Consider the following 19,309-nt stretch of genomic DNA (forward strand, 5'->3'; position numbering starts at 1 on the left):
GCAACAAGCCGGGGTTACTGCTCTGTCTATCTTCCTCCTGCTGCGTTCCGCGTACAGTTATTGACAGAACTCTGAGAGGGCGCAGGCGCGCTCTTAAGGTCAACGGCCAGGTCAACGGCACGCGCCGGCACAAACTTCCATTCTGTCGTGCGGGTGATGATTGGCGTGTCGATGCTGACCGGTGGAGAGAAAACCCCACGAATCCGGATCACGTCTTCGCCGTAATCGTTCGGTGTTTCTGCCGGCTCGTAGTAGGTGCGCACGACCAGATCATCGCGGCGAACAAACGGCCCGCCCTGGGCGTTGACGTACTCCGCCCACTTCCCGCAGTCGGCGGCATCGTGCACGGAAGCGAATTCGACGCTCAGGCCGACGGCGGTTTCATGATCGGCCATGCGGCGCAACTCACGATAAACCGTTACCGGCGCGCCGCCGATAAACTGAAACTGACGAATACGCCAGCGGGCCGCCCAGGCAGACACGGCCGAGGAGACTTCCTTTAGCTCTTTGCCGCTGTCGTCGTCAAGCTCGCCATCAAGTGCGTAACCGTCGATATCTTTCGTCAGCAGTTCAATATTAACTCGCCCAGCGTCTAGCAGATGGTTAAAGCGGTGACACAGGGCGGCATCGCTGTTGTTATCGGAGGCGCGGTATTTATCACTGACGAGATCAAGCCGTAGCAATACACGCTCAACGAGGTTTTTCGTCAAGCATGCATTGCCCCGGCGGACACCCTGGGATTCTTCCAGTTTGTTGATGTGGTAGCGCACATTTTGTTGGAGCAGCTGTGGTTGCTGTTCAAGTAGGAGATAAGCGTTGAGGGTGGTGGCGATCTGCTCTTCGGCCTGTTTATCGATTTCGGGCACTCGGTTCAGCGATGGATCGATAACCGGGAGTGGTGCATTCCATGAGAATGCCCATTCAAAAGCAGGCGCGCCGCTACCCGAGTATGGCAGCGGTGGGGTGGGAGCGTGGCGGCAACCGGAGTATCTAGCCATGCATGGTGGCCTAGTGCTTTATCAACATTACATACACTTTCAAAAAATATTCATCGCGGCTAATTACAGAGAGATATTGCACCGGAATTTGGCCAGATTTCTCCTGCTTTCTCCCCTGATGAGTATGAAAGTAGATCCAACAACCGAAAAAGCCATAAAGCTGGCTAATTGCACGGAATATTATGTATTCTTGGGCGATGGGGGATTTGTGTGGAAAAAACCTGGTTGGATACATAACAGTCAGTCTGCACAGCAATTACTAATTGAATAATTACATTAAGTGATAATTGAAATGAAAAAAAATAATATCTCTGGTCTTATTTAGTTCTTTTGTTGGCTTTTCACATGCAGGAACGAACATTTCAGAGCAACTGGCACAGTGCCAGAAAGTTACTGGTGACAGTGAACGCCTCCAGTGCTTTGATAAGCTCGGAAAGTTAAAGGCTGAGGACAAAACAGAAAGCTCAGAACCTCAGTCAGCGGGTAAATGGGAGACAAGAAGCGAAAAATCGCCAATCGATGATTCAAGCAATGAGTTCGTCTATTTGTCCGCGGAAAATCAGATTCGAGGACAATTTGGTGGATCAATTACTCCTTTCTTGTTCATCACATGCCGAGAGAAAAAAACTGAGCTTTTTATCAATTGGGAGACATTCCTGGGGATTGATGGTACGCGTGTTCTTACTCGTATTGATTCCCAAAAAGCAGTCAATCGTACCTGGCAGATCTCCACTGACAATAAGGCCACCTTCTATAGCGGACAGACAATCTCTTTCATCAAAGAACTGATGAAAAGTAAAAAAATGTTTGTGCAAATAACACCTTATGGAGAAAACCCTGCACAGACTACTTTTGATTTGTCTGGTTTGTCGACAGCTATCAAGCCGTTACGTGAAGCCTGTAAGTGGTAAGGGCAACGAATGAGCATTAAATCTCTTGGTGCTGATGGCTACATGGTAGATGTGCGCCCTCAAGGAAGAGAAGGGAAGCGTGTTCGCAAAAAGTTCAAGACGAAATCTGAAGCGCAGCAGTTTGAGCGTTGGATTATCGCGACGCAGAATAACAAAGAGTGGCTTGATAAGCCAGCTGATCATCGACCATTAACCGACCTGATCGACCTGTGGTGGAACCATCACGGCCAGCACTTGAAAGACGGAGTGAAGAGGGCGCAGAAATTGCGCGTCATGGCGGAGAAAATGGGGCAACCCAAAGCCAGCCAGATCACCCGCACTTTCTTCGCCGACTACCGGGCACTGCGATTTGCTGAAGGCAAGAAAGCCAAGACGGTCAACCTTGACCAGGAAATGCTGGGTGGCGTGTTCTCCGTTCTCATCGAACTGGGGCATTACCACGGCGAGCACCCGCTCAAGGCCATGAAGAAAATGAAGCTGCCGGCGCAGGAAATGGGGTTTCTTACCCAGACCGAGATCGCCGCGTTGCAAGAGCGGCTCGACGGTGATCACCTGAAAGTTGTCCGTCTTTGCCTGGCGACGGGCGCCCGCTGGGGTGAAGTAGCGAAGCTGCGAAAGGAAGAGGTGATCGGTAACAAGGTCACCTACCTGAACACCAAAAACAACAAGAACCGGACGGTGCCGATCTCGCCCGAACTCTGCAAAGAGATCACCGGTGGCGTGGCGTCGGGGCCGCTGTTCAAGGATCTGAATTATCCCTATGTCCGACTGTGCGTAAAGGACGTCGCGCCCGGTCTGCCAGCAGGGCAGGCGGTGCATGTTCTGCGGCATACGTTCGCCAGTCATTTCATGATGAACGGGGGAAACATTCTGGCGCTGCAGCGGATTTTAGGACACTCAAGTATTTTACAAACAATGGCTTACGCGCATTTTGCGCCAGATTATTTGGAAGACGCGGTAAGATTTAACCCACTTATAAACGTAAAGGAGAGCGTTACCCATGCCTGATAATATTGAAGTGCCTAAAGAAGGTTTGTATGTATCCACAACTCCGGATGGGAGAACGTTTGGTTGTTGTTGATGTAAACGTGATACAGGATGATGAAGAAGGGGATGAAATCTTTTTCTTGGTAACATTCGTTAATGAAGGTGATGAAAACGATATGTCAGTGCCAAGCTTGGAATTCGACTCCACTGAATGGCGGGAACATGTTGCGAGAGAGAAACTAGAATTTGTTGGTTAAGGCGTATTAACTCAGAGTTGAGCTGACACATACCCTGGTAGCACACAACCAAATCAGACAGTCTGCTCTGAGCGATGAACGGACATTGCTAACAGCCTTCTGTATTAATTAGCAGGGAGCAGGTCAAGGGAACAAATGGGGGGCCTTTTGAGATGTTTAGCGTGTTATAAATCTGCATGGCATCACGTTGAGGCTATTCCCCCACTTCTTCACACCAGTCCTAGCTCCACAGGCTGATTCATAAATTAGTAATCTGCGTGTTTCACACTTTTCAAAAATGCTTTCATATTTTCATTAGGTTGCTCAATTTCGAAATTACTTCCATATCGCTCTTGTAATTTTTCCCATAAGTTACTTAATAACCCTTCCCTGCGATAAAATGGATGTATCCAAACAGTAGATAGGTACGGGGAATTTGCATTTGAATTGTTTATTGTGACTAGTCCAACTAAACATTGTCGATTACCACTATTATCCATTGATTGTATTTCTTTGATGAACGGATACGCGATTACATCAATCCAACCATGATCGGTTGTATCCCATTGCATTCCGTCATGACATTCCTTTGACTGATAGCGGCGTAAAGCTACACACGCGAGCTTCTGCCAATCTGGAGAATTAATTGTGATCTCTTCATCATATGACGCTCCTACTGGAGCGGGTATTGGTCTGATTAATCCAGCATGGCATTCATCATAGAACTTCATGCCTGCCTCAGAAATGTTGTTTGCGTTGGTTTGCTCCATGTGTGCGCCATTCAAAAATAGCTCTGATAGTAGTGTATCTACGCTGTACTCTTTATTGATTATTGTCGGCTTAGAGTTTTTCTTATTAAGGCCGCGAGTCACGTTGTTTTGATCAATGTTAACAACATGGAATAATCCGTCGGGGAGGCTAGCGAACCACGATGGTGCATCTGACCAAAATAGTATGCCTTTTGTACTTCTTAAGAGTTTAATTAAGTTAATACAGGCTTCTTCGCTAGTCCTGCCGTTAATGCTGAGTATGTTAGGATTAAAGTAATATTTATCCGTGTCGGGGTACGCAGCTTCGCAAAATTTCTGTACATAATCTAGTACTTTGCGCCTACAGAAGTCATCATAGCAGGTAACAACTAAGGGGGTATCCTCATAGCTATTATGATTATCAATCATGCAATCTATAGCGAGACTTACTGCTTTGTGTATCACTTCAGTTGAATCTAACGACTCTAAAAAATTTGTCTTTCGTGTGCGAATATCCATGTATGACCTGCGCTATTAAAATTCATGAATGAACGGTTTGTCATCTGGTTGTAACATAGTAGTTTTATTCGTTACTACATTTAAACTGTTGTAGAGCGCAATTGCTAGGTTTGATGCATTATCAATCAGCGTTTCAAGAGTCTGGTCCATAATCACTACGAGGTTTCCTTCTTTATCCTTTCCACCACGATGCACTAAGTGATTTCGATTGAGGGTTGCCAATTCAATAGCTTCTATCGGACAGTCTTTTTTTACTTTTATATCGAATGTAGCTTCATAGCGGTCGATTACCTTTTTAGTGCTATGCCAGCTTGCACTGATCAAGTGTTCCTTGATTGACCTGATTAGCTCTCCCCTAATTTTCTCGATGGGTTCACCCTTGAAAGGCAACGCAGCAATCTCTTTGCTTACTTTAAACTCAGTCTTACCTTTTTCTATACAATTTGCTATGTAAACATCATCTTTCTCTATAGAGTTAATGAATAGTTCAACATAAAGCGTTTCCAAAGCTGTAATAACATTCGTGTAGAGCAAACTAAGCAAGTGGTCTTTTTGCTGCTGTTCAGTTTTATCTTTTGCAAGTTTTTTTATTTTGTCGATGTTGTCAATGAATTTTAAATACGGATTGTCGGAAGAAGTTACAGCATCGTAGATATCATCATTGTACCAATCATCTACATTATTTGAGTTTCCAGACCAGTCAATACATTGTGTTTGTAAGTCATCTACTAATTCCTCGATATACTCAGCCTTGACATATTGATCGAAGATGGCTTGTAGTTCTTCGTTCGCATCATACGGCCCGCCATATATGTAAGCATAGCCACCTTCTCTACTTTCATACGGACAAGCATTTGCTGGATCTTCAAAGTTTTCAAAGAACCAATTTTTCATTACTTCGAGTTGATCTTTTTTGCTTATGTATTTTAAAGATTTTAGTGGGACTTTCTTTCCATCAACCTCGAAAACAATTTTCACGATATAACGCCTCCTTGTATGAATTGCGCAACTATTGTACCACGGCGGAATACAGGGCATGACCTGCCCCCTTAAACTAACATACCATGTGCCAGCAGTTTCCGTTTTTGGCACAGAGCCGCCTTGTTAGGTTAGGTTAAGTTCTGTGTTGTGACAATATCAGCTCAAGTTTGAGCTAATACAGCCAAAGGCATGATCCACAAATTGCCCAAAATGCCCACGCAGCACCCATTTTAAGCACGCAGTTACAGGCATCTAAATCACTGATAATCCTGTAACTGATTGTTTTTCTTACCCTCGAAATGGCGGCGAAAGCCTCCCTTTTTTATTGCCTGCCGTCAGGTACCAAGCCGCTGTTCGAGCTCGGCGAGAGAAGGAAGGAACCAGATCTGTTCGCCGCGATTGGCTTCACGCACAAAATCTTGCAGCGCGCAGCTTTGCGCCAGCCAGGGGGTGATATCACCCAGCAGCGTCACGCGCAGGCGGTAGTTGATGAATTTCTGCAATACGGCGCCGGCCACGCCGCTTCTTAGCTGGAAGAAGGCGGCGTCGAGGCGGTTGACGGGGAGGGCAATCATCCCGGCCTCGTGTTCAAAAGCGGGCGCGATAAACAGGCTGACGTCGTTTTCGTCTTTCAACAGCGGCCCGGCTTCGGCGAAAACCACCAGGCGCAGGCCATGAACGTGCTGCACGGCGTAGCTCATCGGCGCCCCGGGAGTCAGGGTTTGACGTGTTGCTGCAAGTAATGCTCGAACACCGCCAGCGTTTCGTCCGAGATATGGTGTTCAATCCCTTCGCTGTCCAGCTCGGCAGTTTCGCTCGGCACCCCGAGGCACATCAGCAGATCGACCACAATGCGGTGACGGCGGCGCACCTTCTGCGCCAGCTGCTCGCCTTCCTCGGTTAAAAACACCCCGCGATAAGGGCGCGATTCCACCAGCCCGGCGCTTTTGAGCCGCGCGATATTTTTGATCGCCGTCGGGTGAGAGACGCCGAAGCGGCGCGCGATATCGGTGGTTCTGGCTTCACGGGTGCTTTGCAGCAAATCGGCGATCAGCTCAACGTAATCTTCGATCAGCGCATTGGACTGCGCTTCGCGGGCGCGGCTAAAACGCAGGGCGTGCTCGGCCTCGTCCGGCATGTCGGTCTGGGCGGGGCGGTCGGCGTTATCTGGCGCGCGGGTAACCATAGCGTGGGGCGTCCTGTAAGCATAAAAATGGCGTCTCCCGGCAATGCGGGGAGGGTTGCCCTAAGTTAGTCCAAATAGCACACATTATCAATTCGATGCCACGCATTGTGGTAGTTAGAAATATCTCTACACAAAGCCCATTAATTTCGCCTGTTGCATAAAGTGTAGCCGATGCTACATTGTCAGCATGATCGGTGGAAAAATAACCAGCAAAAGATTAAGGGTACTTCATGCGAGACGCGGCAACTCCCTCATCGTTAACCGAACGGACCAACATTGCGATTGGTGCCGCCCTTGCCGGGCGCAAGCGCGGCGCTTTTACGCCGCTGCTGTTCGCCGGCCCGGCGGTGATTGCCTCTATTGCCTATATGGACCCCGGTAACTTCGCCACCAACATCCAGGCCGGGGCGAAATACGGCTACAGCCTGCTGTGGGTGGTGGTGATGGCCAACCTGATCGCCATGCTGTTCCAGGCGCTGTCGGCCAAGCTCGGCATCGTCACCAACCGCAATCTGGCGGAGATGTGCCGCGATCAGTTTTCGCGGCCGGTAGTGATCGGCATGTGGCTGCTTAGCGAAGTGGCGGCGATGGCCACCGATCTGGCGGAGTTTCTCGGCGGTGCGATCGCGCTGGCGCTGCTGTTCCACATGCCGCTGCTGGCGGGGATGGGGGTGACGGCGGTGATCACCTATGCGCTGTTGATGGTGGAAAAGAAAGGTTTCCGGCCGGTCGAGCTGATGATCGGCGGCCTGGTAGGCATCATCGCGCTGTGCTACCTGGTGGAGATGTTCATTGTGCCGGTGGACTGGCAGGCGGCCGGGATCGGCATGGTGACGCCGCAACTGCCGGATGCCCAGGCGCTGACCATCGCCGTCGGCATTATCGGCGCCACCGTGATGCCGCACGCCATTTTCCTGCACTCGGGGCTGACCCAGCACCGCAGCCCGGCCAGCGACAACGGCGAGCGGCGCAAGCTGCTGCGTTTCTCCAATATTGAGGTGGTGATCGCGCTGGCGCTCGCCGGGCTGGTGAATATCGCGATGGTGATCATGGCCTCGAGCGCTTTCCACGCCGGTAACAGCGACGTGGCCGAAATTGGCACCGCCTACCATACGCTGACGCCGCTGTTCGGCGCGGCCGCCGCCGGTATCTTCCTGGCGTCGCTGATCGCCTCTGGCATTTCCAGTTCGGTGGTGGGCACCATGGCCGGGCAAATGATCATGCAGGGCTTCGTCGGTTTCCGTATTCCGGTGTGGGTGCGCCGCCTGGTCACCATGGTGCCGGCGTTTATCGTGGTGGCGATGGGCGTCAACGCCACCGACGCGCTGGTCTACAGCCAGGTGGTGCTGAGCCTGGCGCTGCCGGCGCCGATGATCGCGCTGGTGATGTTCACCCGTCGCCGTGACATCATGGGCGAGTTTGCCAACGGCCGCTGGACCAGCCTGGCGGCAGTGGTCGGCACGGTGGTGATCGTGCTGCTTAACGTGGTGTTGCTGTTGCAGACTTTCGGCGTCGATATCCCTGGGTTAGGGTGAGACGCGGGATCGGGGCCCGGCGAATTTGTTGGCGAACAGTTCGCTGATGAAGTCGACGAAAACCCGAATTTTATGGCTGCGATCCCGCAGGCGCGGATAGAGAATATTGATCGGTGCCCCTGTGGGCGCCCACTCCTGCAGTATCGGTTCCAGTTCGCCTGCCTTCAGATAGTTTTCCAGCGTGCAGTCCAGCAAGTAAACCAGGCCGAGGTGGTTCCTGGCCACCTCGCACAGCGATTGTGAATGGTTGAAACTCAGCAGCGGGCTGGGCGCCAGACGGTAGCGCTCGTCACCACGAATGAACTGCCAGTCGTCCGCCGCCGCCGCGCCTGAACGGATAAATCCCAGCCGCTGATGCTGTTGCAGCTGTTCCGGGTGTTCCGGCCGGCCATGGCGCGCAAAATAATCGGGAGACGCACAGCACAAATAGCGTGGTTGCAGCAATTGACGGCTGACCATCTCGGGTATGTGGCCGGCGCCGATGCGAATAAATACGTCGGCGCGATCTTCCGCCGGATTGACCAGGCGATCGCTAACCGACACGCTGAGCTGCAATTCCGGGTATTGCGCCAAAAAAGCCGGGAGCGCCGGAGCGATATGCATGCTGCTGAGCATCGTGGCTATCTCGACCCGCAGCGGTCCTCGCGGTTGTTCAAAATCGCCCGACATGTCGTTTTTCAGCCGGTCAAACTGCTGCAGGATGTCTTGTGCGGTGCGATAGCAACGCTCCCCGGCGCTGGTCAGCGAGAAGCGCCGGGTTGAACGCTTGAACAGGGGTTGCCCGAACTGTTTTTCAAGCTGATTGATGCTGTATGTGACGCTGGCCGGGGAGAGCCCCATTTTGGTTGCCGCCTGGCTGAACCCCTCCATTTCCACCACCTGGCAGAATACGCGCAGCGCGTGCAGTTCATTCATGTTAACGGCTTCCATTATTTAAATTATTAAAAGAGTATTTTTAAATATGCCGGCTGTCAATTTGACGCAGCATTGGATAATTTATTTTCAGCGTTTTTATTTATCTGAAATCGCATCCTGTATTGCCATAATGAAATAATGCCGAAGAGGATATTTATATGAAAAAATTAACTGCCGTATTGTTATTGGCGGGCGCGGGCTTGTGCGGCCAAACTTATGCCGCAAGCAGCGAGGCCGCATCGCAAAGTTACAGGGTTTCCGCAGAGGCGGGCGTCGCGGCCGAACAGAAGGCGGTGTATGAGCTGATAAACCGCTACCAGACAGCGCTTAACGCCGGCGATACGCAAACGATTTTGTCACTTTTTGCGCCAGAAAGTTACTCACAATGGAACGAAAAACCGACGGCGGACAGCAATGAAAAGCGCCGCCAACAATATGATGACTTATTTAAAAACGAGAAATTTGAAACAGAGTTTGCTTATGACAGCGTCAACGTGAACGGGAATATGGCCTATGTGCGCACGCACCATCATCGCGGCGCAACGGTTACCCGAATAAGCGACGGTGCTACCCTGATCGATTTAAACCGTGAAGTATTTGTATTGGAGAAACAGCAGGGCCAATGGAAGATCGTGGTCTACACCTTTAATACCAACCCGATTCAAGGGGTGAGCTGAGAGGGACAGATAAAGGCCGCGCAAGCGGCCTTCTTAGGGTGTCGCGCGCGGTTACAGGTTCCCCACGCCGCCATCCATCTGCAGCTCCGCGCCGACCATAAACGCCGACTCATCCGCCGCCAGAAACACCGCCGCTTTGGCCAGCTCCAGTGCGCTGCCCATGCGGCCGATCGGCACTAGCGCGCGGATATCGTCGCGCAATGCCCGTTCATCCGCTTCCGTCAGCCCCAATTTTCCCAGCGCCGGGGTTTCGGTCGGGCCGGGGCTGAGGCCGTTGACGCGAATGCCGCGCGCGTGCAGCTCGCCGGAGAGCGTTCTGGCCAGAGATAACAAACCGGCTTTGCTGGCGGCGTAGGCGCTGCTTTGCGGCAGACCGATATGGGCGCTGACCGAACCACACAGGATCACCGAGGAAGGGGTGGCCAGCAGCGGTAGCAGCGCCTGGATCAGAAAGAACGGCCCCTTCAGGTTGATGTCCATCAGCCGCTGGTAGCTCTGCTCATCCCACTCCTGCAGCGGGCGGTGCGTGACGTCGCCGGCGTTAACGTACAGCACGTCCAGCCGCGGCCACCGTTGCTCCAACTGCTGCGCCAGCGCACGTTGCTGTGGGATGTCGCCGGCGTCGCTCAGCAGCAACAGCGCGTTGCCCGCCAATGCCTGGCCCGCCGCGTCCAGGGCACGTTGGCTGCGGCCGGTGATCGCCACCGTTGCGCCCTCTGCGATGAATTGGCGGGCGGTTTCCAGCCCGATGCCGCTGGTGCCGCCGGTGATCAATGCGTATTTGCCTTGCAGTCGTGACATAACCGATTCCTCTTTAATGTCTGTTACGGCATTATTTGCGCTATGGTTCCTTTTGCATAGTAGGCACCTTTTGGATACTAAAGGACGAGGTGGGATGAAATGACGGCGCGCGCGCCCTCAGCGGCGAAAAATAATTTGTCGGCGTTGCCGACGGCGGGCGAATCCTGCCCGATGGTGGACTTCGTCAATCTGGTGTCGGGCAAATGGGCGATACCCATCCTGTACCGGCTGATTATGATCGATGGCCCGGTGCGATTCAGCGAGCTGCAGCGGGCGGTGGCGCCCATTGCGCAAAAAGAGCTGACGCGCCAGCTGCGGCTGTTCGAGCAGCGCGGTCTTGTGACGCGGCAGGTGTATCCCGAAGTGCCGCCGCGGGTGGAGTACCAGGTCACCACGCTCGGCAAATCGCTGCGGCCGACGCTGGACTCGCTGGCCGAGTGGATGCGCCGACATGCCCCGCAGCTGATCGGTAGCTAGTCGCCGATGCCCGGCGGGTTGATGGTTGAGCGCTCGACCTTTTCGTCGCCTTCGCCCCAGCGTTCCAGCACCTGCGCATATTCGCCGCTGACGATCGCGCCATTGATCGCGGCGTTGACGGCGTTCACCAACCCGTTGCCTTTTTTGGTGGTGACCGCGACGTAGGCCACGTTGGGGCCGATGCCGACCATTTTGGTTTTGCCGGTCAGCGCCGCCTTGTAGGCGCCGGTGGAGTGGGGGCCGAAGAACGCATCGGCGCGCCCGGACTGAATGCTGAGGTTGGTGGCGGCGTCGTCGGTCACGTAGATCGGCTGTACCGGCGGCAGCCCGGCGGCGCGATTCTGCTTATCCCATCCCAGCAGAATGTTTTCCTGATTGGTGCCGGATCCGACGATGATCCGCAGCCCGGCTACGTCCTGCGGGCGATTGATCGAGGTGATATGGCTGGTGGATTTGACGTAAAAGCCCAGCGTGTCCACCCGGTAGGTGGCGAAGTCGAATTTGGTTTTACGCTGTTTGGTGACGGCGATGTTGAAGATCGCCGCATCGTATTTGCCCGCGCTGATGCCCAAGGGCCAATCTTCCCAGGAGGTGGGCACCAGATTCAGCTCCAGCCCGAGGCTGTCGGCCACCAGGCGGGCGATGTCCGGATCGCTGCCGATCAGCGTTTTATTGTCTTCGGCGAACAGCGCCAGCGGCGGGGAGTTCTCGAATGCTACCGCCACCGTCAGCTTGCCGGGCACCGCGAAGTGAAAGTTCGCCGGGATCAGCGCGATAGCCGCCGGGTTTTTCTCCGTGCGTATCGGCTCTCGGTTAGCCTGCAGGTCGATACCGCCCGTCGTGGCCGCCTGCACGGCAGCGCTCAGCAACAGCGCGCACAGCGCCGCAATCTTCAGTGGCATAGTGCCCTCTATCCTTTGTTAATCATGGGGTTACTATTGGCGGCGGCGCGGGGCAAGTAAAGCAACAATAGTGAATAACCAAAGTGAAAAGATGCACAAGCGGGGCGACGGCCTGCGCGAATCTGCAGCACTCGACGTGGAAAGTGCGCAATCAGGTTGAAAGCAGTAGAATTTGTCACTCATACTGCGTACAGCTAATTGTGTAAAACAAGGAACGCCAGATGGCCGAAGAAACGATTTTCAGTAAAATTATCCGCCGCGAAATCCCTGCTGATGTGGTTTACCAGGATGAACTGGTCACCGCTTTCCGTGACATCTCCCCCCAGGCGCCTACCCATGTGCTGATCGTTCCCAACGTGCTGATCCCAACCGTCAACGACGTGACCGTCGAGCACGAAGCCGCGCTGGGCCGCATGATCACCGCCGCGGCGAAGATCGCCGAACAGGAAGGCATCGCCGAGGACGGCTACCGCCTGATCGTCAACTGTAACCGCCACGCCGGTCAGGAGGTCTATCATATTCATATGCACCTGGTCGGTGGCCGCTCGCTGGGGCCGCTGCTGTCACGTTAAGCGAGGAAATCATGCGCGGTAAAAAAACTCTGCGTTGTCTGATGGCGTTGGCGCTGCCCGCCGCGTTGCTGATGGGGTGCAGTTCGCCATCCGGCATCGCGGTTAACCGGGGGCAAACGGTGGTGATGGATCCTTCGGTGCTGACCGCCGGCATTTTTGCCGATACGCCCTCTGTCTCGAACGCTTCCGGCCGGGTGATGGCGACTTCGGTGCTCAATAACAGCCAACCGACGCCGGTCACCGTGCATTATCGTTTCTATTGGTACGACGCGCAGGGGCTGGATATTCGCCCCTTCGAGAAACCGCGTGAGATCGTCGTGGCGCCTAACTCGGACGCCAAAATCTACTCGATTAACGGTAATCTGGAAGCTAAAAGCGCGCGTCTGTATCTGTACCTGTAAGCGCTTGCCAGGTTTGGAGAAAAAGCATGAAAAAGTACGTCTTAGTGGCGCTGGCCGCATTCACCCTGAGCGGCTGTCTGTCGCGTCCGCCTGAGCCGGATCAGCCGTTGCCGCCGGTCACCGTCGAACCAGAACAGCCGACGCCGCCGGTCGAGCAGCCGCAGCCGCCAACTACCGAGCCGGTGCCGCAGCCGCCGAAAATCCAGCAGCTCGACTGGCTGGGCAGCGTTCAGCCGCTGGTGAATCAGATGTTGAAGGCCGATGGCGTCACGGCCGGCAGCGTGCTGCTGCTGGACAGCGTCAAGAACAACACCAACGGCTCGCTGCAGATGGGCAAAGCCACCGCGGCGCTGTATAAGGCGCTGGCGTCGAACTCCACCTTCAGCGTGGTGCCGGAAGCGAAGCTGACCAGCGCCAGACAAACGCTGGGCCTGTCGGCGGATGACAGCTTCGGCTCGCGCAGCAAGGCGATTGGCCTGGCGCGCATCGTCGGTGCGCAGTACGTGCTGTACAGCGACGTCAGCGGCGACGTGAAGTCGCCGGCGTTGGATATGCAGCTGATGCTGGTGCAAACCGGCGAGATCGTCTGGTCGGGCAATGGCGCCGTTAAACGCTGAGGCCGCGCTGCGACGATTGATGGAAACCAGACTGCCGGCGGTGAATACCGCCGGTTGTCATTTCAGCCCGGTGCAGGGGCTGACCGGCGAGAGCTGGCGTATCGACGGTTCGGGCATCACGCTGCTGGCGCGGCAAAACAGCGCGGAGAAACGCGCTCTGGGCGTGAGCAGGCGGCGGGAGGCGCAGGTCCTGAGGCGCTGCGCGCCGGGGCTGGGGCCACGGGTTTTCGCGCAGAATAATCAGTGGCTTGTCCTCGAATGGCTCGAAGGTGACGTCGTCACAGAAGCTGAGTTTGACAGGCTGAATCAGCGCGGCGAGCTGGCGGCGATGGCGGCGACGCTGCACCGGCGGCCGCTCAGTGGTTACCGGTTGGATCTGCGGCGGCAGTTCCGCCGCTACTGGCAGCAGCTGGATACGCGGCGTTTAACCCCCGCCTGGCTGAGTTGGCAGCGTCATTTCTTACGCTGCGCGCCGCCGCGGCCATTACGCCTGGCGCCGCTACACATGGACATCCATCCGGGCAATTTGCTCGCGACCGGCGAGGGGCTGCGGCTGATCGACTGGGAGTATGCCGCCGACGGCGATGTGGCGTTGGATATCGCCGCGCTGTTTCGCGGCAACGGCTGGGCGGCGGAGGCGCAGCAGCGCTTTTTGCAGCACTACGCGCGTCAGGGCTATCACGACGTCGCCCGGCTGCAGGCGCAGGTGCAGCGCTGGCTGCCGTGGGTGGATTATCTGATGCTGCTGTGGTTTGAAGTGCGCTGGCAGCAGAGCGGCGACGCCGAATTTTTGCGCTGGGGCGCGGCGCTGCGCCGGCGATTCTGTTTATCATCATCCGAATTCTGAACGAACAATAATGAAGTGAGGTGCCCGTGGGCCCAGTAATGCTAGATGTCGCCGGCTACGAGCTGGATGCAGAAGAACGCGAGATTTTGAAACATCCGCTGGTTGGTGGATTGATCTTGTTTACCCGCAACTTCCACGATGCGGAGCAGCTGCGTGAGCTGGTGCGCCAGATCCGCGCCGAATCGCACGATCGGCTGGTGGTGGCGGTAGATCAGGAAGGCGGGCGCGTGCAGCGCTTCCGCGAGGGCTTCACCCGTCTGCCGGCGGCGCAGTCGTTTGCCGCGTTGCACAATGCGCAGGAAGGCGGCCGTCTGGCGCAGGAGGCCGGCTGGCTGATGGCGGCGGAAATGATCGCGCAGGATATCGACATCAGCTTTGCGCCGGTGCTGGACATCGGCCACGGCAGCGCGGCGATCGGCGAACGTTCGTTCCACAGCGATCCGCAGCAGGCGTTGGCGATGGCGGAACGCTTCATCCTCGGCATGCACAGCGCCGGCATGAAAACCACCGGTAAACACTTCCCGGGGCACGGCGCCGTCAGCGCCGATTCGCACAAGGAAACGCCGCGCGATCCGCGGCCGCTGGCGCAGATCCGCGAGCACGACATGGCGATCTTCCGCGAGCTGATCAACCGTCAGCTGTTGGACGCCGTCATGCCGGCTCACGTCATCTATACTGAAGCGGACCCGCGTCCGGCCAGCGGCTCGCCTTACTGGCTGCAGCAGATCCTGCGTCAGGAGCTGGGCTTCGACGGCGTGATTTTCTCCGACGATCTGTCGATGGAAGGTGCCGCCATCATGGGCAGCTATGCCGAACGCGGCCAGGCGGCGCTGGATGCCGGTTGCGACATGATCCTGGTGTGCAACCACCGCGAAGGCGCGGTCAGCGTGTTGGATAACCTGTCCCCGGTCAAAGCAGAGAAGGTGAAGCGGTTATATCATCGCGGTCAGTTCACCCGTCAGGAACTGCGCGACTCCGAGCGCTGGCAGCAGGCGCACAAGGCGCTCAGCGCGCTGAGCGAACGCTGGGAGGAGCACAAGCAGCGTTCGCAAGGGTGAATCCAGGTGCCGCACCGCGGCGCAGAGCGGAAATGATGAGGGCCGCGCCCGCGGCCCTTGGCTTGTTGCGAGGATCCACATGATTATCTATTTGCACGGCTTCGATTCCACCAGCCCCGGCAATCATGAAAAGGTGTTACAGCTGCAGTTTATCGATCCGGACGTGCGCTTTATCAGCTACAGCACGCTGCATCCGCGTCACGACATGCAGCATCTGTTGAAAGAGGTGGACAAGGCGGTGCAGCAGGGCGGCGACGCGCATCCGTTGATCTGCGGGGTCGGCCTCGGCGGTTTCTGGGCAGAGCGCATAGGCTTCCTGTGCGGCATTCGCCAGGCGATGTTCAATCCCAATCTGTACCCGGAAGAACACATGCACGGCAAGATAGACCGGCCGGAAGAGTATCGCGATATCGCCACCAAGTGCGTGGAGGATTTCCGCGAGAAAAATCGCGATCGCTGTCTGGTGGTGCTGTCGCGTCACGACGAGGTGCTGGATAACCGGCGCAGTGCCGAATTGCTGCATCACTACTACGAAATCGTCTGGGATGAACAGCAGACGCACAAGTTCAAAAACATCTCGCCGCATCTTCAGCGGCTCAAGGCGTTCAAGGCGCTGGGTTAACAGTTTCATAACGCTGCCGCGAGCCGCGCTCCCCGTTTTTCACCGACGGAAAGTGCGGCTTTTTTGTGCGGCAAAGCCAGATTTGGCGTGGCAATCGGCAAAATTTAAAACTGTGACTCAGCGCTAACTATTTGAATCACAATCCCCAAAAAATCCCCTCGTCCAGCCTTTAACCAAAAAAAATTGATGTACGTCAATTTTGGTATGACCAAATAACCTCACATGCTATTCTGGCTTCAGAGAGCCGATTTATTTTACGCGAACCCTATGTATTCTAAGGATATTATTTATTTACCCTGGGATAACAAATGGTTCACATTTAGGGGGTTATTTTGACAACGCCAAAGAAGAAAATCGTTATTGTTGGCGGCGGCGCCGGTGGTCTGGAGCTGGCGACCAGCCTGGGCCATAAACTTGGCCGCAAGAACAAAGCGGAGATCACGCTGGTGGATCGCAACCACAGCCATTTGTGGAAACCGCTGTTGCACGAAGTGGCAACCGGTTCCCTCGATGACGGCGTGGATGCGCTCAGCTACCTGGCGCACGCGCGCAATCACCATTTCAGCTTCCAGCTGGGGTCGTTGACCAACATCAACCGCGAAACGCAAACGCTGCAGCTGGCGCAGATCTGCGACGAGCAGGGCGGCGAGCTGGTGCCGGCGCGTGAACTGCCGTACGACATCCTGGTGATGGCGCTGGGCAGCACCTCGAACGATTTCGGTACGCCGGGCGTGAAAGAGCACTGCATCTTCCTGGATAACCCACATCAGGCACGTCGTTTCCACAACGAAATGCTCAACCTGTTCCTGAAGTTCTCGGCGCAGCCGGGGCAAAAAGAGCGGGTCAACATCGCTATCGTCGGCGGCGGCGCCACCGGCGTTGAGCTGTCCGCCGAACTGCACAACGCGGTGAAGCAGCTGCACAGCTACGGTTTCGAAGGCCTGGACAACAGCGCGCTCAACGTGACGCTGGTGGAAGCCGGCGAGCGCATTCTGCCGGCGCTGCCGCCGCGCATTTCCGCTGCTGCGCACCAGGAACTGATTAAACTGGGCGTGCGCGTGCTGACCAACACCATGGTGACCAGCGCGGACGCCAAAGGCCTGAACACCAAGGGCGGCGAGTTTATCGACGCCGATCTGATGGTGTGGGCGGCCGGCATCAAGGCGCCGGACTTCATGAAGGATATCGGCGGCCTGGAAACCAACCGCATCAACCAGCTGGTGGTGGAGCCGACGCTGCAGACCACGCGCGATCCGAACATCTTCGCCATCGGCGACTGCGCCTCTTGCCCGAAAGAGGGCGGCGGTTTCGTGCCGCCGCGCGCCCAGTCGGCACACCAGATGGCCTCGCGCTGCGCCACCAATATCCTGGCGCTGATGAACGGCCAGACGCTGAAGCCATACGTGTATAAAGACCACGGCTCGCTGGTGTCGCTGTCGCGCTTCAGCACCGTCGGCAGCCTGATGGGCAACCTGATGCGCGGCTCGATGATGGTGGAAGGGCGCATCGCGCGCTTCGTTTACATCTCGCTGTACCGCATGCACCAGGTGGCGCTGCATGGCTACATCAAAACCGGCCTGATGATGCTGGTGGGCGGCATTAACCGGGTGATCCGTCCGCGTCTGAAAATGCACTGATCCCGCCTTTGTCGACCAACCCGCGCCGGTTCGCCCGCGCGGGTTTTTTTATGGCGGCGCGAGGCGATCGGCAGCGGTTGCTTGATTCTTCAGCATAAGCTGTCGCCGATATGGGTAAAATTCTTAAGATTCTTCCTAAACAACGGGAAAACAGCCGTTTTCCCGCATTTTTGGTCCCCTTGTCTTATTGCGGGTCCTCAGATCATTGTGCAGACTTTATCTCGTTTACAGACGGCGCGTCGCGCACGCCGTAAACCGGGATACCGCAAGCCGCCCATGCGCAAAATAATAAGCGCGGTGCCATGCCGGTAACAGACCCCGGAAAAAATGCGTGGTAACACTTTCAGGAGGTTTCCTGTGAACAAGTCAATGTTAGCCGGTGTTGGAATTGGTGTCGCTGCCGCTCTGGGGATTGCCGCGGTAGCCAGCCTCGACGTCTTTTCTGCCGGTCCGCAATATGCGCAGGTGCTCGCCGCAACGCCGATTAAAGAAACCATCAAAACGCCGCGTCAGGAATGCCGCAACGTCACCGTGACGCACCGTGCACCGGTGCAGGATGAAAACCGCATCGCCGGTTCTGTGTTGGGCGCAGTGGCGGGCGGCGTGATTGGCCACCAGTTCGGCGGCGGTCGCGGACGCGATGTGGCGACCGTGGTCGGCGCACTGGGTGGCGGCTATGCCGGTAACCAGGTGCAAGGGGCGATGCAGAACAACGACGTCAGCACCAGCGTTCAGCAGCGTTGCAAAACGGTCTACGACAAGTCCCAGAAAATGCTGGGCTATGACGTGACCTACAAGATCGGCAATCAGCAGGGCAAGATCCGCATGGATCACGATCCGGGCACGCAAATCCCGTTGGACAAAAACGGCCAGCTGGTGCTGAACAGAGCCTGATCGCCACATTCAAATTAAACCCGCGGGCAGTGTTAGTTCTGATCGTTTAACCCGGTTAAGCGAGCGGCGTTAACATTGACGCGGGTTTCTGTTTTTTGCCTGTCTAAGAATTTGCGATCGTTCTAATGTCTGCGTGCGATATCACTGGGCAAAACTTCAAAAAAGCCCCCGCGTTTGTTATATTATTGTGCAATTAAGCGGTGTTATCGGCGCCAATCGCCACACCGGTCAAACCCGAGTATTTCGTCTCGCAGAGATAACGACATGTTAGATTTTCGCTTTCCGACAGCGTTGCAAATGGTCCTTAGCGTCGCCGTAGCTGAGAAGCAGGGCATGCGTTCGACAAGCGCCACCCTCGCCGCCGCTCTGGAAGCCAACCCCAGCTTTATCCGCAAACTGATGGTCCCGCTGACCAAAGACGGCATCATCGTTTCCACCCTGGGCCGAAACGGCTCTATCCACCTCGGCCGCCCGGCGGAAGAGATCACCCTGCGGGACATCTACCTGGCGGTGATCGACGACAAGCGCATCTGGGCTTCCCGTCCTGAAGTGCCGGCTCGCTGCCTGGTGAGCGCCAACGCCTGCTGGTATTTCAAGTCGGTGGTAAACGAGGCCGAACAGGCTTCGCTTGCGGTGCTGGCGCGCCACACCGTGGCCGATTCGCTGGCCGAACTGGAGCGGGGCGACAAGCGCGCCTGTGCGGAGTACGCTGCTGCGCAAGAGGCTGAAACCGCCGATAAATAATCGCGGTTCGCATGCATAAAAAAAGGTCGGGCAATGCCCGACC

Annotated in this window: 22 protein-coding genes and 1 pseudogene; 15 read left to right on the plus strand and 8 right to left on the minus strand. The window is 55.7% G+C overall.

Features of this window, described 5'->3' with window-relative positions; translation table 11 throughout:
* Positions 1-50: 50 nt before the first annotated feature.
* Positions 51-566 (minus strand): annotated as a pseudogene (locus WA302_RS05980) (replication endonuclease); the annotation flags it as partial.
* 803 nt (positions 567-1,369) lie between these two features.
* On the opposite strand from WA302_RS05980, the gene WA302_RS05985 reads away from it, so the two are divergent.
* From WA302_RS05985 to WA302_RS05995, 3 genes are read left to right on the plus strand one after another with little or no spacing between them, the layout of a single operon-like run.
* Entirely contained in the window at positions 1,370-1,909 is a 540-nt protein-coding gene (locus tag WA302_RS05985; RefSeq protein ID WP_261456511.1) for a type VI secretion protein, read from the plus strand.
* A gap of 9 nt (positions 1,910-1,918) precedes the next feature.
* Entirely contained in the window at positions 1,919-2,917 is a 999-nt protein-coding gene (locus tag WA302_RS05990) for a phage integrase (protein ID WP_261456294.1), read from the plus strand.
* 29 nt (positions 2,918-2,946) lie between these two features.
* Positions 2,947-3,153 (plus strand): hypothetical protein, encoded by a 207-nt coding sequence (locus tag WA302_RS05995; RefSeq protein ID WP_261456295.1) that lies wholly within the window; start codon positions 2,947-2,949, stop codon positions 3,151-3,153.
* Between the two features lie 245 nt (positions 3,154-3,398).
* Here WA302_RS05995 and WA302_RS06000 read toward each other — a convergent pair whose 3' ends face one another.
* The 4 genes from WA302_RS06000 to mntR form a co-directional block, all read right to left on the minus strand.
* Complete coding sequence (locus WA302_RS06000) at positions 3,399-4,400, minus strand: hypothetical protein (RefSeq protein ID WP_261456296.1); 1,002 nt, start codon at positions 4,398-4,400, stop codon at positions 3,399-3,401.
* 15 nt (positions 4,401-4,415) lie between these two features.
* Entirely contained in the window at positions 4,416-5,378 is a 963-nt protein-coding gene (locus tag WA302_RS06005; RefSeq protein WP_164025079.1) for a hypothetical protein, read from the minus strand.
* A gap of 338 nt (positions 5,379-5,716) precedes the next feature.
* A complete protein-coding gene (locus WA302_RS06010) occupies positions 5,717-6,082 on the minus strand; it encodes a DUF4180 domain-containing protein (RefSeq protein WP_089180771.1) in 366 nt (121 codons plus the stop codon).
* 14 nt (positions 6,083-6,096) lie between these two features.
* Positions 6,097-6,567, minus strand: coding sequence for a manganese-binding transcriptional regulator MntR (mntR, locus tag WA302_RS06015; RefSeq protein ID WP_025302421.1), 471 nt, complete (start codon positions 6,565-6,567; stop codon positions 6,097-6,099).
* A gap of 230 nt (positions 6,568-6,797) precedes the next feature.
* Between mntR and WA302_RS06020 the strand changes: the two genes are divergently transcribed.
* Positions 6,798-8,102, plus strand: coding sequence for an Nramp family divalent metal transporter (locus tag WA302_RS06020; RefSeq protein WP_033642695.1), 1,305 nt, complete (start codon positions 6,798-6,800; stop codon positions 8,100-8,102).
* Here WA302_RS06020 and WA302_RS06025 read toward each other — a convergent pair.
* Positions 8,094-9,017, minus strand: coding sequence for a LysR family transcriptional regulator (locus WA302_RS06025; protein ID WP_025302423.1), 924 nt, complete (start codon positions 9,015-9,017; stop codon positions 8,094-8,096). The genes WA302_RS06020 and WA302_RS06025 overlap by 9 nt on opposite strands.
* A gap of 158 nt (positions 9,018-9,175) precedes the next feature.
* On the opposite strand from WA302_RS06025, the gene WA302_RS06030 reads away from it, so the two are divergent.
* Positions 9,176-9,694, plus strand: a complete 519-nt coding sequence (locus WA302_RS06030; RefSeq protein WP_060447386.1) for a YybH family protein — start codon at positions 9,176-9,178, stop codon at positions 9,692-9,694.
* Between the two features lie 51 nt (positions 9,695-9,745).
* Here WA302_RS06030 and WA302_RS06035 read toward each other — a convergent pair whose 3' ends face one another.
* Complete coding sequence (locus tag WA302_RS06035; protein WP_127146653.1) at positions 9,746-10,495, minus strand: SDR family oxidoreductase; 750 nt, start codon at positions 10,493-10,495, stop codon at positions 9,746-9,748.
* 99 nt (positions 10,496-10,594) lie between these two features.
* On the opposite strand from WA302_RS06035, the gene WA302_RS06040 reads away from it, so the two are divergent.
* Positions 10,595-10,972 carry a winged helix-turn-helix transcriptional regulator gene (locus WA302_RS06040; RefSeq protein ID WP_197832179.1) on the plus strand — a complete coding sequence of 126 codons (378 nt, stop codon included), beginning with the start codon at positions 10,595-10,597 and terminating at the stop codon, positions 10,970-10,972.
* On the opposite strand, the gene WA302_RS06045 is transcribed toward WA302_RS06040, so the two are convergent.
* A complete protein-coding gene (locus tag WA302_RS06045; RefSeq protein WP_025302427.1) occupies positions 10,969-11,874 on the minus strand; it encodes a transporter substrate-binding domain-containing protein in 906 nt (301 codons plus the stop codon). The genes WA302_RS06040 and WA302_RS06045 overlap by 4 nt on opposite strands.
* A 221-nt stretch (positions 11,875-12,095) precedes the next feature.
* Here WA302_RS06045 and hinT point away from each other — a divergent pair, with 221 nt between their 5' ends.
* From hinT to WA302_RS06090, 9 genes are all read left to right on the plus strand, one after another.
* Positions 12,096-12,446, plus strand: coding sequence for a purine nucleoside phosphoramidase (gene hinT / locus WA302_RS06050; protein ID WP_004928776.1), 351 nt, complete (start codon positions 12,096-12,098; stop codon positions 12,444-12,446).
* 11 nt (positions 12,447-12,457) lie between these two features.
* Complete coding sequence (locus WA302_RS06055) at positions 12,458-12,847, plus strand: YcfL family protein (RefSeq protein WP_025302428.1); 390 nt, start codon at positions 12,458-12,460, stop codon at positions 12,845-12,847.
* A gap of 26 nt (positions 12,848-12,873) precedes the next feature.
* Positions 12,874-13,464, plus strand: coding sequence for a penicillin-binding protein activator LpoB (gene lpoB / locus WA302_RS06060; protein WP_025302429.1), 591 nt, complete (start codon positions 12,874-12,876; stop codon positions 13,462-13,464).
* Positions 13,445-14,311 (plus strand): thiamine kinase, encoded by an 867-nt coding sequence (gene thiK / locus WA302_RS06065; RefSeq protein ID WP_043141671.1) that lies wholly within the window; start codon positions 13,445-13,447, stop codon positions 14,309-14,311. Before lpoB ends, thiK begins: the two co-directional genes overlap by 20 nt.
* 38 nt (positions 14,312-14,349) lie before the next feature.
* Positions 14,350-15,369 carry a beta-N-acetylhexosaminidase gene (nagZ, locus tag WA302_RS06070; protein WP_043141667.1) on the plus strand — a complete coding sequence of 340 codons (1,020 nt, stop codon included), beginning with the start codon at positions 14,350-14,352 and terminating at the stop codon, positions 15,367-15,369.
* Positions 15,370-15,448: 79 nt separating this feature from the next.
* Positions 15,449-15,991, plus strand: a complete 543-nt coding sequence (ycfP, locus tag WA302_RS06075) for an alpha/beta hydrolase YcfP (RefSeq protein WP_015377468.1) — start codon at positions 15,449-15,451, stop codon at positions 15,989-15,991.
* 332 nt (positions 15,992-16,323) lie between these two features.
* Positions 16,324-17,628, plus strand: a complete 1,305-nt coding sequence (locus WA302_RS06080) for an NAD(P)/FAD-dependent oxidoreductase (RefSeq protein WP_004928794.1) — start codon at positions 16,324-16,326, stop codon at positions 17,626-17,628.
* A gap of 357 nt (positions 17,629-17,985) precedes the next feature.
* Complete coding sequence (locus WA302_RS06085; protein WP_167325016.1) at positions 17,986-18,522, plus strand: glycine zipper 2TM domain-containing protein; 537 nt, start codon at positions 17,986-17,988, stop codon at positions 18,520-18,522.
* Between the two features lie 264 nt (positions 18,523-18,786).
* Positions 18,787-19,266 carry an RrF2 family transcriptional regulator gene (locus WA302_RS06090; protein WP_025302433.1) on the plus strand — a complete coding sequence of 160 codons (480 nt, stop codon included), beginning with the start codon at positions 18,787-18,789 and terminating at the stop codon, positions 19,264-19,266.
* Positions 19,267-19,309 lie beyond the last annotated feature (43 nt).

It is taken from the genome of Serratia sp. 201, assembly GCF_037027545.1.
GTDB lineage: Bacteria > Pseudomonadota > Gammaproteobacteria > Enterobacterales > Enterobacteriaceae > Serratia > Serratia bockelmannii.

Coding starts and splice junctions, on each gene's coding strand:
- WA302_RS06025 (WP_025302423.1), bottom strand. CDS start 9,017: ATGAATGAACTGCACGCGCTGCGCGTATTCTGCCAGGTGGTGGAAATG.
- WA302_RS06030 (WP_060447386.1), top strand. CDS start 9,176: ATGAAAAAATTAACTGCCGTATTGTTATTGGCGGGCGCGGGCTTGTGC.
- WA302_RS06055 (WP_025302428.1), top strand. CDS start 12,458: ATGCGCGGTAAAAAAACTCTGCGTTGTCTGATGGCGTTGGCGCTGCCC.
- lpoB (WP_025302429.1), top strand. CDS start 12,874: ATGAAAAAGTACGTCTTAGTGGCGCTGGCCGCATTCACCCTGAGCGGC.
- WA302_RS06045 (WP_025302427.1), bottom strand. CDS start 11,874: ATGCCACTGAAGATTGCGGCGCTGTGCGCGCTGTTGCTGAGCGCTGCC.
- WA302_RS05990 (WP_261456294.1), top strand. CDS start 1,919: ATGAGCATTAAATCTCTTGGTGCTGATGGCTACATGGTAGATGTGCGC.
- WA302_RS06000 (WP_261456296.1), bottom strand. CDS start 4,400: ATGGATATTCGCACACGAAAGACAAATTTTTTAGAGTCGTTAGATTCA.
- nagZ (WP_043141667.1), top strand. CDS start 14,350: ATGCTAGATGTCGCCGGCTACGAGCTGGATGCAGAAGAACGCGAGATT.
- mntR (WP_025302421.1), bottom strand. CDS start 6,567: ATGGTTACCCGCGCGCCAGATAACGCCGACCGCCCCGCCCAGACCGAC.
- WA302_RS06040 (WP_197832179.1), top strand. CDS start 10,595: ATGACGGCGCGCGCGCCCTCAGCGGCGAAAAATAATTTGTCGGCGTTG.
- ycfP (WP_015377468.1), top strand. CDS start 15,449: ATGATTATCTATTTGCACGGCTTCGATTCCACCAGCCCCGGCAATCAT.
- WA302_RS06090 (WP_025302433.1), top strand. CDS start 18,787: ATGTTAGATTTTCGCTTTCCGACAGCGTTGCAAATGGTCCTTAGCGTC.
- WA302_RS06035 (WP_127146653.1), bottom strand. CDS start 10,495: ATGTCACGACTGCAAGGCAAATACGCATTGATCACCGGCGGCACCAGC.
- WA302_RS06010 (WP_089180771.1), bottom strand. CDS start 6,082: ATGAGCTACGCCGTGCAGCACGTTCATGGCCTGCGCCTGGTGGTTTTC.
- WA302_RS06020 (WP_033642695.1), top strand. CDS start 6,798: ATGCGAGACGCGGCAACTCCCTCATCGTTAACCGAACGGACCAACATT.
- thiK (WP_043141671.1), top strand. CDS start 13,445: ATGGCGCCGTTAAACGCTGAGGCCGCGCTGCGACGATTGATGGAAACC.
- WA302_RS05995 (WP_261456295.1), top strand. CDS start 2,947: ATGTATCCACAACTCCGGATGGGAGAACGTTTGGTTGTTGTTGATGTA.
- hinT (WP_004928776.1), top strand. CDS start 12,096: ATGGCCGAAGAAACGATTTTCAGTAAAATTATCCGCCGCGAAATCCCT.